We start from the raw sequence: 13,816 nt of genomic DNA, 5'->3' as shown, positions 1-13,816 counted from the left end.
ACACAATGTCAGCAGCTCGCGGTGACGGCATCACCTACTCTAACAAGAGCGGACGAATTAATGACTCAGGACACTAGACGGCGCGCAGCAGTGCGTCGCAATCATCCACCGTAAGGGTGAGATTGGGATGCTGGAGCAGCCCGAAAGGGTCGATACCGCGAATGGGTTCGACCATGGCCAGGCACACGCCGCGATCCCCGTTGGTCGCGAAGGTTAGTCCTCTGTCGGCGAGCGACAAGTGGGCGGGACCAGCGGTCTTGACGAAGGTGTAGGGGCCGGTGATGGACGCATCGGCGATGTTGGTCAGTGCAGTCTGGATCTGCCACGGGCCGAACCGAGCAGTCAGCCGACCGGCACCCACCCGGACCTCACAGGTAGAAGGTCTGATACCAAATGGCAATCCCGCCAACCGGTACGGAGTGGTGAAGCGGAACTCGAATCTTCGGTCAGGCACGCCGCCGGTTTACCCCTGCTGAGGTCGGTTGAAAACCGCGACGAAAACGGAGCAACCGGTAGGGAGCTGGTCAACTTACCCTGCCGTACTTTGGCTTCCTCTGCGGCTGTGCTCGATGGTGTGATCGGAGGACACAACATCGCGCGCATCACGTCGTCGTTGTGCAGGTGAGCGTGCGGCCCGCCCCCGCAGCCGTTGGTAACGGCAGCTTGCAAGGCGAGGCATTGGCCGAGACGAATTCTTGTTGCTCAAGATCACCACAACGATGTGATTAGCCTTTGTGAACTGCGGTTTCTCCGTATCCGATGGTGTTTGCTAGCTCTGGCATCTTGTCGTGGCAAACATGCCCACATCGAGTTGCTCAACATCGCCTCCATGCTCGGAGGTTCGCTTACGGTATTCAAAAGCTGACAGTCACCTGGGGACAGGGGTGGCGACTCGGCAAGCAACGGAGGGAAATGATGACGACAGACGCCGGTGATGAAGTAAGCGCTGTCGTCGATTCGACTCGCCAGAAGGATTCAGAAGATTTGAGGGGAACCATGAGGACGATTACCGGATTGGCAGTTGGCGTTGTGCTTGCGGGAGCTGCGGTTGGGTTCGCGGGGTCTGCAGCAGCCGAAGAAATGACCGGGACTTATGTCTACACAACCCCGAGCGGGGGACACGCTGGGCACTGGGTGTTCTCGCCCTGCGGTCCTAACTGCGCCACTGTGCACATGCAGGAGGGTTCGCAATGGACGGCCAACGCGAACTTTTCTGGCGGGCGTTGGCATCTAATCGTCGACGACCCCCAGGGAATGAATTGCGGCACTCCAATGAATCCCGGTGAGTGGGTTCCCATGAGGCGCGAGTATTCCTGGGACCCGGTCACGCTCCAGGGCACGGACACCGTTATCAATCCAACAGGCGGATGCGGCAAGCCCGTTGGAGAGACATATACGAACCCGTTTTCACTTGTGAAGGCTTAGGACCCAGATCGACTGACGGGCCCGACTGGGAGACGACTTTTCAGCTCTCGCAGGCGACGCCATCGCTGTCTCGGTCTAGTGCTGGACGACATCCAGGGTCGCCCACCATCAGCGGTGCCGCGCCAGCTCGACTCGCTGCCGGGTGCCCGTGCGGGCGGTCAGTTGTCGGCAAAACGGTCCACTAGCCAATGCATCACCACATCAGCAACCTTTGCCATGTGATCACCGTTGACCGCGCCGACGACGACCTACGGTCGGAACTCGGGATATATAAAGCCGGAATCCCTTATCTCCCAGATCCTGTCCTTGTCCACGCCCTCGAAGTTGATCTGATCAATGGTTGCTTCCAGGTATTGATGTTGACGACCACGTCGGTAGACACGTTGCCGTAGGCATCTTTCATGGGGAAGCTGCCCTAGACGGTCACTTCGGGAGCGTTGGGCCAGGTCTTCTTTGCGTATTAAGGATGTCGATGGTCTCGAAGCGCGCACCGTCGCAACGTAGAGAAGTCGCCCTGCCAGGAATACAAGTGCTTCAGCGCAACCTCTGCGTTAGTCCGTTTCTACGCCGTAACCACCGCGCAGATCCTTATGGGCGGCTTTCAGAATTCTCTTGCAGAGCTCCACCAGCTCCTCGACGTCAAGTTCTGACTGGTCGCCGAGTTTCTTGAGCCACGACCCTTCTTCTTCTTTGAGCTCATCCCATTTGCGCTCCGCATAGATCGCTTCTTCGTCGGTCGGCGCGAGGTCGCCTGCGGTCTGGACGAGTCGCCTCTTGCACGCGTCCAACTGCGCCAGCGAGTATCCGTGCTCACGAAACTGACGATCCCATTCGTCGAGCATCAACTCCGTGAGGTCGCGAACCGGCTCTGCGGCATAGATCATCAACTCAGCGATTCCGTCCTCCATACCCAGCCGAACACGGAATTCGTACAGTTGCCTAATGGCCTCAGCCCGCCGTTGGCTCAGGCTTTGTTCGGTGCCGGCGAGTTGTTCGGCTCCGCGCTTGAGGTGCAGAGTCGCAGAAATGAGGCGCTTCAACGCCGCCTTCTTGTCCTCACCCGCCCGCTTCTCGTAGTCCAGGACCAGAGCGTGATCGCGTTCTTCCCTCTTGGTTCTCGCGTCGATGCGCTTGGTCCAAATCGCCACGGCCGCAGTCGATGTAACAGAGGCAAACGGCACCAACGTGCTCGTCACCGTGGTCGCCCAACTCATCGCATCGAGCGTCCACGTCGTCCCTGCACAACCGCGCTCGACGGGCGCGCGTTGAGGTGCTGACATCCCACGCGCTCAGTCTGCCCGACCTAACCTGAGCGCACGGAAGGTTTCGACCTATCGCTCACATCCGAGCAGCGCGTCGCTACACCATAGCGGCGACGAACGCCAGCAGCGCGAGCAGCAGGGCGATGAGCCCAACCATGACGCAGAAGGCACCGGTCGCGGTCAATCTCTCCGGGCGCCCTGTTTCCTCATTCAGCATTTCTTTGGCCGACGTCTTCGTTCGCGCGAACAGGTTCCTCCATGACACGCGCGCCAGACCCTTTCGAGTGGCCGCCGGGTCGCGACCCACCTCGTCGGGAACCGCACCGACGCCGTTGCCGTAGAGCACCATGCCGAACACGATCAAGGCAGCCGCCAAGATCACCAGCACCACCGCGATTGCAATCAACTGCCGCGTCCTCACCGAATCGAAAACCGTTAATACGCCGGACTTCTCACTCGCACCGAGCACCAGCCATGACGATTCACGCGACGTCACTAGTGATCGGTCCACAACCGACTTCCCGGAAACCGCCGAATTGAATCCGCGATCTCACGACTCCGGTCCGTCGCGCCTTCTTTCACCGCGCCAACCGCAGACCACCCGATGCGCCTGAGCGACGCCGCCAACAACGTCGATTACGCCGCGCATGGGGACACCGGAGGGCTCGACCGTCGGTGTTCTGCTGTCCGGTGAGAGGAAATGGCGCAGCGGTCGCGTCGCACCTACTACGCTTTGCGAAGACCGACCGGTCCTGACATCGAGGGTGGGACATGATCAACCAACTGCTCGCCGCCGCCGCAATCGCAGGCGCCGCCATCTGCGCGGCCCCGCTCGCTTCCGCCGATGACACCGATTACCCCGACACGCCGGGCCGCTACGCGTCCGACGTCCCCGGGATGAACTACGACGCCCACCTCACCGGGCCCTGCTTCAACCTCGAACGGTTCACCTTCGGGCGCGGCCCCGGCGGCGAAGTGTTGCAGTGCCGCTGGATCGAGAACCAGTGGCCACCCGTCCCGACCAATCAGGGCTTCTGGCAGGCGTCCTACGAACTGTTCGGCGTCCAGGAAGTCGGCTCACCCTGCCCCAAGCCTCAAGCCGCAGCCCAAACCCCCGACGGTCGCCCGATGCTGTGCCTCGGCGCACGCGGATGGCAGCCCGGCTTCTTCACTCGCGAAGGCTTCTTCCCGAGATAGATTCTCAGGCGCGCAACGTCTCGCTCGGCGCCGTCCCGTAGGTGCGCTTGTACACACCGCTGAACCGGCCCGCGTGAGTGAACCCCCACCGGCCCGCGATCGCCATGACGGTGTCGCTGCGCGGGTCGGCTGTTTGCAGTTCGCGATGGGCTCGATCGAGTCGCACGCGGCGGAGGTACTCCAGCGGCGTGGTGCCGAGATGTCTGCGGAACGCGTACTGCACCGAGCGTGGCGTGACATTGACGGCGGTGGCAATATCTCTGAGTGTTATTTCCCTGTGGGCGTTCTCGTCGATGAACGTGATCGCGCGCCGCAGTAGGGCGGATTGCACGCGAGCTGGTTCCACATGGTTGGGCATAGCAGTGGGCGAATACCCCGGCCGCAATGACCAAAACGGCTACTGACGGGTTTCCTATCCGAGGCATGATTTGCTGATGACTGATCGCATCGAAGTCCAGCGGACCATCGCCGCATCCCCAGCCGACATCTTCGCCGTGCTGACCGACCCTCAGGGCCATGTCGCGATCGACGCGACCGGGATGTTGCAGGACGCCGAAGGCGAACCGGTTCGCGCCGCCGGAGACAGCTTCGTCGTGCACATGGATCGTGAAGCGCTGAACGACTTCCCCATGGGCAAGTACGACGTCACCGTCTCGATCCGCGACTTCGAGCAGGACCGCCTGATCTCGTGGACGATTCTGGGCCGGATACGCCCACAGATCGGCCATGTCTACGGCTATCGCCTCGAACCCGCCGCCGACGGCACGCTTGTGACGTCGTTCTACGACTGGTCGGAGATCGACCAGCACTGGCGCGAGGCGGGCATCTTCCCCGTCATCTCCGAGAGCGCTTTGCGCGCGACGCTGGGCATCCTCGACCGCACAGTCAGACGCGGGTATCCGCGATCGTCAACCACAAGTTGACGAATGCTTGCCGTCAACCTAGGGTTGACGCTATGACGCGGCCCGCCAAAATCACCAACCCGGTCCGGCTCGACGACCTCATCGACGTCATCAAAACCGTGCACTCCGAACCCCTCGCCCAGCTCACCGACGCGGTGCTGGCGGCGGAGTCTCTCGGCGAGATCGCCGACCACCTGATCGGCCACTTCGTCGATCAAGCCCGTCACTCCGGGGCATCGTGGACCGACATCGGCAGGTGCATGGGCGTCACCAAGCAGGCCGCGCAGAAGCGCTTCGTCCCCAAGACCCCCACGGACGCCGAACTGCTCGACCCCAACGCGGGCTTCGGCCGGTTCACCCCCCGCGCCCGCAACGTCGTCGTCGAGGCCCAGAACCTCGCGCACGCGGCCGGCAATTCCGAGATCGGATCGGATCACCTTCTGCTGGCCCTGTTCAAAGATCCCGACGCGCTGGCCGCCAAGCTGCTCGCAGGGCAGGGCGTCGACTCAGACGTTGTGTCCGAGGTGGTGTCCTTGCCGTCGCGGGCCGAGGGCGAGCTCCCCACGCTGATCCCGTTCAACGCCGCCGCGAAGAAGGTACTCGAGTTGACGTTCCGTCACGCACTTCGCTTGGGACACAACTACGTCGGAACCGAGCACATCGCCTTGGCGCTGTGGGAAGCCGAGGCCGACGACGGGCCTCTGCACCGCGTCGGCGTCGACAAGGATCGCTTCGAAACCGAACTCCTCGACGCATTGCAAGCGTTCACCCAGGATTGATCTCACATAGGTCGGCTCCTGGACGTCTTCATGATGTGAGGGTGCGACCGTTTGAAGACGTGGTTGCCGAGCACGGGCCGACCGTGTTACGGGTCTGCCGCGCGGTCGTGGGCCCCGTCGACGCCGAGGACGCCTGGTCGGAGACGTTCCTGTCCGCGATGCGCGCCTACCCGCAGTTGCCGGGCGACGCCAACGTCGAGGCGTGGCTTGTCGCGATCGCGCACCGCCGCGCCCTCGACGTCGGCCGGGCCCGCTCCCGCAGGCCCACACCGACCGACTCGATGCCGGACCGGCCGTCATCGCGGGCAGACCCCGCATCCCGCGATCTCGACCTCTGGGACGCCCTGGCCCGACTGCCCGTCAAGCAGCGACAGGCCGTCGCCTATCACCACATCGCAGGCCTACCCTTCGCCGAGATCGCCGGCCTGCTCGGCAACTCCCCCGCCGCCGCCCGCCGCGCCGCCGCCGACGGCATCAAGACCCTGCGCGAAATCTACCGTGAGGACCGCAACCGATGACCGACAAGCTTTTCGATGAACGTAACGCCGACGAGGAAACACTCCGCCGGTTGCACCGACAGCTCGAACGCGCCGCCGACGACGACGGCGTGCTCGACATCGCCTACCGCACTCTCGACACCCCCGTCGGCCCCCTCCTGCTGGCCGCCACCACCGTCGGATTGGTTCGCGTTGCCTTCGCGATCGAGGACCACGACGAGGTGCTCGTCCGGTTGGCGCAGGCGGTCAGCCCGCGGATCCTGGACGCTCCCGCCCGACTCGACACCGTCGCACGCCAACTCGACGAGTACTTCGCCAAGCGCCGTACCGCGTTCGAGGTGCCGGTCGACCTGCGACTCGCCGCGGGCTTTCGCCGCAACGTGATCGAGCACCTCCGCGACATCGGCTACGGCCGGCGCGAGAGTTACGCGACCGTCGCCGCCGCCGTGGGCAACCCCCGCGCCGTGCGGGCCGTGGGCAGCGCATGCGCCCACAATCCGCTGCCGGTGGTGATCCCCTGTCATCGCGTCGTGCGCTCTGACGGCTCGCCCGGGCAATACGTCGGCGGCCCGCGCGCCAAGTCGACGTTGTTGCGTCTCGAAGCGGCCTGAGGCACCTGACCTGGAAGCGGCTGTAACAGGTTTCAGTGTGTGCGATCATGCGGGGATGCGTCGCTGGTTCGTGCTCCTCGTCGTCGCCATGGCGGTTGCCGCCGGAATGGTCGCTGCGCCGGCATCGGCGGTGACCGCTCCGATCGGCCGACTCGGCGACACGTTGCAGGTGAAGTTCAAGGGCCTGGTCGCCGACATCACCGTGCACAGCATCGATCCGAGCCCCGTCCCGCCCGGCTTCGGCTATCCCCCCCGCCCCCCGCGGCAGCAGATCTGGCGGGCGTGGGTGACCGTGCATTCCATCCAGGTGCCGACACCGTACGCCCAGTCGATCACCTACAGCTTCCGCGGCGTGACGCCGACGGGCGACAGCTACGAACCGCGCAACACCGACGCCCCGGACGCGCTGCAGCGCCAGCTGACCAACGCACCGGCCGGCTCCACGGTCAGCGGTGCGGTGTTCTGGGACTGCTACCGCGACCTGGTGTCCAACGTGGTGCTTCTCGACAAGATCACCGGCGAGCACCTGGCTCAGTGGAACGTGTAGTGGCCGTTGGGCATTGAGGTCATGGCGGCCGTCGAGGCCGACCTGCCGGAACTCGTCGACGTCGCCGCCCGCACCTTTCCGCTCGCGTGTCCCCCTGCGGTGACGCCGGACGACGTCGCAGCGTTCGTCGAGGAGAACCTGTCGGAATCCCGGTTCCGCGACTACCTCGTCGACCCCGACCGGGTGGTACTCGTCGCGCGCGCCGACGCCTCAATCACCGGCTATGCCATGCTGATCCGCGGTGTGCCCGACGACCCGGACGTCGAGCACGCGGTCGACCTCCGTCCGGCCGTCGAGGTGTCGAAGCTCTATGTGTTGCCAGACCACCACGGCACCGGTGTGGCGACCGCGCTGATGACGGCGGCAGTGCGGGTAGGCGGGGATATGGGCGCCGCAGTCGTGTGGCTCGGCGTCAATCAGCAGAACCGGCGCGCACAGCGGTTCTACGCCAAGCACGGCTTCGCGGTCACCGGAAGGAAGTCCTTTCGGTTGGGCGCGGCCGTCGAGAACGACTACGTGATGGTGCGACCGCTTTAGGGCGGACGCGGGATTGAGTGTGCGGATTCATACCCACATCGCGGCGTGCCGCGTATGACATCGCACGACCGATCAGACCTTCAGCGACCGCTTTGATCGCCTTCCCGCGACAGCGCGAGCAGGCGTGACGTCGCGCGCAGATACTTCTTGCGGAATCCACCGGCCAGCATCTCGTCGCTGAAAATGGTGTCGAGCTTGGCGCCCGACGCCACGATCGGGATCCCCGCGTCGTAGAGCCGGTCGGTCAGCGACACCAGGCGCAGCGCGACGTTCTGATCGTCGACCGTGTGGACACCGGTGAGGAAGACGGCGGCGACACCTTCGATCAAAGACAGGTAGCGCGACGGATGCATGGTGGCCAGGTGTGCGCACAGCTCGTCGAAGTCGTCGAGCGTCGCACTGGATGACCGCGCGGCGCGCTCTCGGACCTCGCTGTCACTCAACGGCTCTGGCGCCGGCGGAAGATCCCGGTGGCGATAGTCCGGACCGTCGATACGCACCGTCTCGAAAATTGCTGCCAGAGTGTGGATCTCACGCAAGAAGTCCTGCGCCGCGAACCGGCCCTCGCCCAGCTGTTCGGGCAACGTGTTCGACGTCGCCGCAACCGACACCCCGCGTTCGACAAGCTGCGAGAGCAGCCGCGAGATCAGCGTCGTGTTTCCCGGATCGTCGAGTTCGAACTCGTCGATGCACACCACCACGTAGCCGGCCAGTAACTCGATGCACTCGACGAAGCCGAAAACGCTTGCCAGCTGGGTTAATTCACCGAAAGTGGCGAACGCCTTCGGTTCCGGCAGCCGGTAGTACGACGAGGCCAGCAGGTGCGTCTTGCCGACGCCGAAACCCCCGTCAAGATACAGTCCGACACCGGGTAGCACCTCACGGCGACCGAACAGCTTCTTCTTGCCCGCACGCCGCTGCTGCGCCCGATCGCAGAACCGCAGGCATGACTGCACGGCCGCGGCCTGCGACGGCTCGGCGGCGTCGGGGATGTAGCTGTCGAAACTGACGTCGGAAAACGTGGGCGGCGGGACGAGTTGGGCGATCAACCGATCCGGTGTGACGTCGGGGTGCCGGTCCACCAAATGCTGCACCGTGCCGGACCCGTCCATGCAGGCACCTTAGCGACGTGCTGCAATCGTCTTCATGCCCGATACCGCCGCTGCGGCCCGGTTCACAGTGCTCGGGCCCGACGGCGCCCCGATCGAGGGCCCCGACGGCAAGCTCGCCGACTTCTACGCCTACCCTGCCGACCTGCACAGGTGTTGGGTGCGCGGCAACATGATCGCCAGCATCGACGGCGGCGCGACGGCCGGCGGCAAGACCGCGGCGCTCGGAGGAGCCGGTGACCGCCGAGTTTTCGAGCAGATGCGCTACGCCGCCGACGTGATCCTCGTCGGTGCCGCCACCGTACGCACCGAGAATTACTCCGGGGCGCAGGTGCCCGTCGCACAACGCGGGGCCCGGCAAGCGCGCGGCCAAGCGGAGGTGCCGCCGATCGCCGTCATCACCCGGTCTGGCCACCTCGATCCCGACGCACGGTTCTTCACCCGCACCGAGACGCCGCCGCTGATCCTGACGAGCGCCTCGGCCTGCGACGGCGTCCGCAAACGACTCGGCGGGTTCGCCGAGGTGATCGACGCCTCGGGCCCCCGACCCCAGGAGGTCGACGCGGCGACTGCACTGAAGGCGCTGGCTGAACGCAAGCTGTTCCGAGTGCTCACCGAGGGCGGCCCGCAGATCCTGAGCCTGCTGATCGAGAGCGATCTGCTCGACGAGCTGTGCCTGACGGTGGCGCCGTTCCTGGTCGGCGGCAAGGCGCCCCGCATCGCCACCGGCCCCGGCGAGGTGCTGAATCGGATGCGTCCTGCGCATGTCCTGACCGACGACGACGGCTATCTCTACACCCGCTACGTGCGGCTCGACTGAGCCGCGGATCAGTACTGTGGTCGGCATGCATCGGCGTGGTCAGCTGGTTCGCCTTCTCAGCCTGGCGACCGTCGTGGCGTTCGTCGCGGCGTGTGCGCCTGGCCTTGCCGCCAACCCCCGTTACGCCACCGACTCCGGCGCGGGGCCTCAGGGTGAGCCGGAAACGACCAAAGCTGCCGAGGGCCCGCCGGCCGTCGAGGCGCCGAAGAATGACCTGGCCTGGCGGGACTGCACCTCGCGGGTGTTCAGCGACGCCGCCGTTCCCGCCGCATCGGGTGTGACGCTGGATTGCGCCACCTACGACGCCGACCTCGACCCGATCAACGGCGCGTCGGGTTCGGTCAGCATCGGTGTGGTGCGGGCCCGCGGTCCGCAGACCCCCGAAGACGCCGGCCCGCTGGTCATGACCACCGGCACGGACCTGCCGTCGTCGCTGCAGTTGCCGGTATGGCTGTCACGCGCGGGAACCGACGTGCTCAACACCCGCCCGGTCGTCGCGGTCGACCGCCGTGGCATGGGCATGTCCGGCGCGCTGGAGTGCCGTGATCTGTTCGACCGCCAGGAGATGCTCGACCAGGCGCAGTTCCAGTCCGGCGACGATCCGGTGGCGAACCTGGGCGCGATCGTGCAGACCGCGACAACCAGCTGCACCGACACCATCGCCCCCGGCGATTCGGCCTACGACAACTCCCACGCCGCCGAGGACATCGAGCGGTTGCGCAGCACCTGGGACGTTCCCGCGCTGGCGTTGCTGGGCGTCGGAAACGGGGCGCAGGTGGCGCTCGCGTACGCCGGGTCGCATCCCAACAAGGTCGCGCGCCTGGTGCTCGATTCCCCTCTGCCGCTGGGCATCGCCGCCGAAGCCGCGATGGAGCAGCGGGTCAAGGGCGAGCAGGCAGCGCTCGATGCCTGGGCCGCCCAGTGCGCCGCGACCAACTGCGCGCTGGCCCCGGATCCGAAGGGAGCCGTCGACGCGCTGCTGTCGGCCGCACGCCAGGGCCGCGGACCCAACGGCGCGGCCGTCGCGACCGTGACCAACGCGATCTCGACCGCACTGGCCTATCCCCGCGGCGACCGCGTCGAATCGGGCAACGCGCTGGCAGCCGCCGTCGCGGCCGCGCAGTCGGGTGATCCCGCGCCGTTCACGGACCTGATCGGGCGGGCGGAGAGCCTGCGCAACACCGACGGCCAGTTCGTCAACAGCTGCAGCGACTCGCTAAACCGGCCCACTCCGGACAGGGTGCGCGAACTGGTCGTGGCCTGGAACAAGCTGTATCCGCAATTCGGCACCGTCGGTGCGCTGAATCTGGTCAATTGCCTGAACTGGCCGAGCGGTTCGACGCCTGAGGAGCCGAAGGACCTCAGGATTCCTGTGCTGCTGCTCGGCACCCAGAACGATCCGATCGTCGGCAACGAGGGCGTCGCCGCGGTCGCGGCCACGGTGATCAACGCCGGGTCGGCCAACAGGCGGGTGATGTGGCAGGGCATCGGGCACGGAGCCTCGATCTACTCGCCGTGTGCGCTGCCGCCGGTCCTGGGTTACCTCGACAGCGGCAACCTGCCGGACACCGATACGTTCTGCCCTGCCTGACGCTGACCTCGACTGTGGTCGGGTACCGTGCGGTCGTGCGCGATCTTGTGGCCAGTTCGTTGACGACGCCCTTCCGGCCCCGAACCTCCCCGCCCAGCGTTGCGTCGGTGTTGAAGGTGATCCTGTGGCCGCTGGCGATCCTGTTCATCATTCATCGCAGCTACGTGCTGGCGACCAACGGCTACATCACCGACGACTACGGACCCGTCTACCGGGCGGTCGTCAATTTCAAGATGGGCTGGGACATCTACAACGAGCACTTCAACCATGTCGACCCGCACTATCTGTATCCGCCGGGCGGAACTCTGTTGATGGCGCCGTTCGGGTATCTGCCCGTCGACGCGTCGCGGTATTGGTTCATCTTCTTCAATACGGTGGCGATCGTGCTGGCCGCCTATTTCCTGGTGCGGCTGTTCGGGTATGGCTTCCGCTCGGTGGCCCTGCCCGCGCTGCTGGCAGCGATGTTCTGCACCGAAAGCGTGATCAACACACTGGTTTTCGGCAACATCAACGGCTGCATACTGCTGGCGGAGGTGTTGTTCTTCCGCTGGTTGCTTGACGGTAAGCGAAACCACCAGTGGCTGGCGGGTGTCGCGATCGGATTGACGTTGGTGGTCAAACCGCTGCTGGCGCCGCTGTTGTTGCTGCCGTTGCTGAATCGTCAATGGCGGGCAGTGGTCGCTGCGATCGCAGTGCCGGTGGTGTTCAACGCCGCGGCCTGGCCGTTGATCAGCGATCCGATGAACTTCGTGACCCGGACGGTGCCCTACATCCTCACTACGCGCGACTACTTCAACAGCTCGATCGCCGGCAACGGCATCTACTACGGACTTCCCACGTGGCTGATCCTGTTGTTGCGCATCGCCTTTGCCGTCATCGCCGTGATCTCGCTGTGGCTGCTGTACAAGTACTACCGCACCCGTGACCCGCTGTTCTGGATGACGACGTCGTCGGGCGTGCTGTTGATCACCTCGTTCCTGGTGCTGTCCCTGGGACAGGGCTACTACTCGATGATGCTTTTCCCGTTCCTGATGACGGTGGTGCTGCCGAACTCGGTTCTGCGTAATTGGCCTGCTTGGCTGGCGATCTACGGGTTCATGAGCGCCGACCGCTGGCTGCTCGGACACTGGCCGACGACGGGGCGGTTCCTCGAGTACATGAAGTTCACCTACGGGTGGGGCCTGATGCTCGTTGTCGTGTTCTCGGTGCTGTACTTCCGCTATCTGGACGCCAAGGCGGAGGGCCGACTCGACGACGGGATCGACCCGATCTGGCTGAAGAAGTCTTCGGGACCGGATACTTCGGCCGAACCGGCCCGACCGGTGGCACCGCCGATCAGCTGAGCTGGCTTCGACAGCATTTGCTAACGCAAGGTTCTGGCTCCGGTTCGAGGCACTATAACCAGTGCTGATGCGCCTCCCATCTCGTACGATTGATTCGCTCACGGGGGTGGTCTACAGGGAGGCGCAACATGCCGAGAATCCCGGTAGACCCGCAATCCATCACACCGGAATGGCTGAGCGAGGTACTCGAGGCCGACGTCAAGGTGTGCAAGCTCGAGCAATTCGGTATCGGCGTGGGGTTGCTCGGTCGCCTCTATCGGGCTCATCTGGACGGCGACCCGGATTTACCGTCGACCGTGGTGGTCAAGCTTCCGACACTCGATGTCACCGCCCGGACGAATCTATGCGAGAACCTCGAGTTTTACCGCCGAGAGGTGCGCTTTTACCAGGAGATCGGCGCGGCGAATCCTGTGCCGCCCGCGCGTTCGTATTTCGCCGCCTTCGACGAGGCGACTCACGATTTCGTATTGGTGTTAGAAGATCTGGCCAGGCTGCGGAACGTCGATCAGCTCATCGGCTGTTCCGTCGACGACGCGGAGATCGTCGTCGACGCGATCGCCCGCCACCACGCGTACTGGTGGGAAAGCGATCGCCTCGAGGCGCTGCCGTGGCTGAAGGCGCACACCGAGCCGCCATTTCCCGACGTAGCCATCAGCAACTACCAGGCTGCCTGGCCGAAGTGTGTTGAGCGCCTGGGCTCGGAGTTGACGCCCGCCATCCGTGAATACGGCAACCGGTTCGCGACGCTGGTGCCGTGGTTCCTCGAAGAAGTCTCCCGCCGGCCCCAGACCTTCCTGCACGGCGATCTTCGGTTGGATCAGATGTTCTTCGCTACCAGCGCTGGTGACCCGCCGCTGACGGTGCTGGACTGGCAAGTCACCAACAAAGGCCGCGGCGCCTTCGATGTCGGTTACTTTCTCAGTCAGAGCCTCACCCCCGAGACGCGCCGTACTTGTGAGGACGAACTGCTCGCTCGTTATCGCGGCCGTCTCGCGGAGCACAAAATCGATTACCCTGCAGAACAATTGCGGCAGGATTACCGAATCGCCACCGCCTGGTGCTTCGTCTATCCCGTCATGGCCGAGGGTCGAATCGAGATCGTCAACGACCGCAATAAGCGGTTGGTCCGCGCGATGTTTCGCCGCGCTGCCGCCGCGCTGGAGGACCACGACGCCTTCTCGCTGGGGCCGGGCTGA

17 protein-coding genes are annotated in these 13,816 nt (G+C 64.8%); 11 read left to right on the top strand and 6 right to left on the bottom strand.

Annotation, left to right across the window (positions count from 1 at the left end):
• Nucleotides 1–73: 73 nt before the first annotated feature.
• From AU193_RS20790 to AU193_RS20775, 4 genes are all read right to left on the bottom strand, one after another.
• A complete protein-coding gene (locus tag AU193_RS20790) occupies nt 74–361 on the bottom strand; it encodes a hypothetical protein (protein WP_082683085.1) in 288 nt (95 codons plus the stop codon).
• A gap of 1,104 nt (nt 362–1,465) precedes the next feature.
• Complete coding sequence (locus tag AU193_RS22975; protein ID WP_082683084.1) at nt 1,466–1,597, bottom strand: excalibur calcium-binding domain-containing protein; 132 nt, start codon at nt 1,595–1,597, stop codon at nt 1,466–1,468.
• Between the two features lie 379 nt (nt 1,598–1,976).
• Nucleotides 1,977–2,573, bottom strand: a complete 597-nt coding sequence (locus AU193_RS20780) for a hypothetical protein (RefSeq protein ID WP_253867986.1) — start codon at nt 2,571–2,573, stop codon at nt 1,977–1,979.
• 211 nt (nt 2,574–2,784) lie between these two features.
• Nucleotides 2,785–3,198, bottom strand: coding sequence for a hypothetical protein (locus tag AU193_RS20775; protein ID WP_156425313.1), 414 nt, complete (start codon nt 3,196–3,198; stop codon nt 2,785–2,787).
• 260 nt (nt 3,199–3,458) lie between these two features.
• On the opposite strand from AU193_RS20775, the gene AU193_RS20770 reads away from it, so the two are divergent.
• Entirely contained in the window at nt 3,459–3,884 is a 426-nt protein-coding gene (locus AU193_RS20770; protein ID WP_064424249.1) for a hypothetical protein, read from the top strand.
• A gap of 4 nt (nt 3,885–3,888) precedes the next feature.
• Here AU193_RS20770 and AU193_RS20765 read toward each other — a convergent pair whose 3' ends face one another.
• Complete coding sequence (locus AU193_RS20765; protein WP_064424248.1) at nt 3,889–4,242, bottom strand: helix-turn-helix transcriptional regulator; 354 nt, start codon at nt 4,240–4,242, stop codon at nt 3,889–3,891.
• A gap of 76 nt (nt 4,243–4,318) precedes the next feature.
• Between AU193_RS20765 and AU193_RS20760 the strand changes: the two genes are divergently transcribed.
• The 6 genes from AU193_RS20760 to AU193_RS20735 are packed head-to-tail and all read left to right on the top strand — an operon-like array spanning nt 4,319 to nt 7,757.
• On the top strand, nt 4,319–4,807 hold the full coding sequence (locus tag AU193_RS20760; protein ID WP_064424247.1) for an SRPBCC family protein: 489 nt from the start codon (nt 4,319–4,321) through the stop codon (nt 4,805–4,807).
• A gap of 32 nt (nt 4,808–4,839) precedes the next feature.
• The gene (locus AU193_RS20755; RefSeq protein WP_064424246.1) at nt 4,840–5,565 is read left to right on the top strand and encodes a Clp protease N-terminal domain-containing protein; all 726 of its coding nucleotides are present in this window, start codon (nt 4,840–4,842) and stop codon (nt 5,563–5,565) included.
• Between the two features lie 41 nt (nt 5,566–5,606).
• Nucleotides 5,607–6,083 (top strand): RNA polymerase sigma factor, encoded by a 477-nt coding sequence (locus tag AU193_RS20750; RefSeq protein WP_064424283.1) that lies wholly within the window; start codon nt 5,607–5,609, stop codon nt 6,081–6,083.
• Nucleotides 6,080–6,673 carry a methylated-DNA--[protein]-cysteine S-methyltransferase gene (locus tag AU193_RS20745; protein ID WP_064424245.1) on the top strand — a complete coding sequence of 198 codons (594 nt, stop codon included), beginning with the start codon at nt 6,080–6,082 and terminating at the stop codon, nt 6,671–6,673. Before AU193_RS20750 ends, AU193_RS20745 begins: the two co-directional genes overlap by 4 nt.
• Before the next feature lie 55 nt (nt 6,674–6,728).
• Nucleotides 6,729–7,220 (top strand): hypothetical protein, encoded by a 492-nt coding sequence (locus AU193_RS20740; RefSeq protein ID WP_064424244.1) that lies wholly within the window; start codon nt 6,729–6,731, stop codon nt 7,218–7,220.
• Between the two features lie 21 nt (nt 7,221–7,241).
• Complete coding sequence (locus AU193_RS20735) at nt 7,242–7,757, top strand: GNAT family N-acetyltransferase (protein ID WP_064424243.1); 516 nt, start codon at nt 7,242–7,244, stop codon at nt 7,755–7,757.
• Between the two features lie 80 nt (nt 7,758–7,837).
• Here AU193_RS20735 and zapE read toward each other — a convergent pair whose 3' ends face one another.
• Complete coding sequence (zapE, locus tag AU193_RS20730; protein WP_064424242.1) at nt 7,838–8,869, bottom strand: cell division protein ZapE; 1,032 nt, start codon at nt 8,867–8,869, stop codon at nt 7,838–7,840.
• A 34-nt stretch (nt 8,870–8,903) separates the two neighbouring features.
• Here zapE and AU193_RS20725 point away from each other — a divergent pair, with 34 nt between their 5' ends.
• The 4 genes from AU193_RS20725 to AU193_RS20710 all read left to right on the top strand — a co-directional run bounded on the left by AU193_RS20725 (nt 8,904) and on the right by AU193_RS20710 (nt 13,816).
• On the top strand, nt 8,904–9,686 hold the full coding sequence (locus tag AU193_RS20725) for a pyrimidine reductase family protein (protein WP_064424241.1): 783 nt from the start codon (nt 8,904–8,906) through the stop codon (nt 9,684–9,686).
• Between the two features lie 25 nt (nt 9,687–9,711).
• Entirely contained in the window at nt 9,712–11,277 is a 1,566-nt protein-coding gene (locus AU193_RS20720) for an alpha/beta hydrolase (protein WP_064424282.1), read from the top strand.
• 14 nt (nt 11,278–11,291) lie between these two features.
• Nucleotides 11,292–12,620 (top strand): arabinofuranan 3-O-arabinosyltransferase, encoded by a 1,329-nt coding sequence (gene aftC, locus AU193_RS20715; RefSeq protein WP_371259260.1) that lies wholly within the window; start codon nt 11,292–11,294, stop codon nt 12,618–12,620.
• 203 nt (nt 12,621–12,823) lie between these two features.
• The gene (locus tag AU193_RS20710) at nt 12,824–13,816 is read left to right on the top strand and encodes an ecdysteroid 22-kinase family protein (protein ID WP_253867984.1); all 993 of its coding nucleotides are present in this window, start codon (nt 12,824–12,826) and stop codon (nt 13,814–13,816) included.

Source organism: Mycobacterium sp. GA-1285 (assembly GCF_001499905.1).
Taxonomy (GTDB): Bacteria; Actinomycetota; Actinomycetes; order Mycobacteriales; family Mycobacteriaceae; genus Mycobacterium.
This window is presented reverse-complemented; position numbering and strand designations above follow the sequence as displayed.

Bases quoted from the DNA above. Each gene is read 5' to 3' on its own strand.
- AU193_RS20760 (WP_064424247.1), top strand. From the start codon at position 4,319: ATGACTGATCGCATCGAAGTCCAGCGGACCATCGCCGCATCCCCAGCC.
- AU193_RS20770 (WP_064424249.1), top strand. From the start codon at position 3,459: ATGATCAACCAACTGCTCGCCGCCGCCGCAATCGCAGGCGCCGCCATC.
- AU193_RS20735 (WP_064424243.1), top strand. From the start codon at position 7,242: ATGGCGGCCGTCGAGGCCGACCTGCCGGAACTCGTCGACGTCGCCGCC.
- AU193_RS20745 (WP_064424245.1), top strand. From the start codon at position 6,080: ATGACCGACAAGCTTTTCGATGAACGTAACGCCGACGAGGAAACACTC.
- zapE (WP_064424242.1), bottom strand. From the start codon at position 8,869: ATGGACGGGTCCGGCACGGTGCAGCATTTGGTGGACCGGCACCCCGAC.
- AU193_RS20725 (WP_064424241.1), top strand. From the start codon at position 8,904: ATGCCCGATACCGCCGCTGCGGCCCGGTTCACAGTGCTCGGGCCCGAC.
- AU193_RS20755 (WP_064424246.1), top strand. From the start codon at position 4,840: ATGACGCGGCCCGCCAAAATCACCAACCCGGTCCGGCTCGACGACCTC.
- AU193_RS20740 (WP_064424244.1), top strand. From the start codon at position 6,729: ATGCGTCGCTGGTTCGTGCTCCTCGTCGTCGCCATGGCGGTTGCCGCC.
- AU193_RS20765 (WP_064424248.1), bottom strand. From the start codon at position 4,242: ATGCCCAACCATGTGGAACCAGCTCGCGTGCAATCCGCCCTACTGCGG.
- AU193_RS20720 (WP_064424282.1), top strand. From the start codon at position 9,712: ATGCATCGGCGTGGTCAGCTGGTTCGCCTTCTCAGCCTGGCGACCGTC.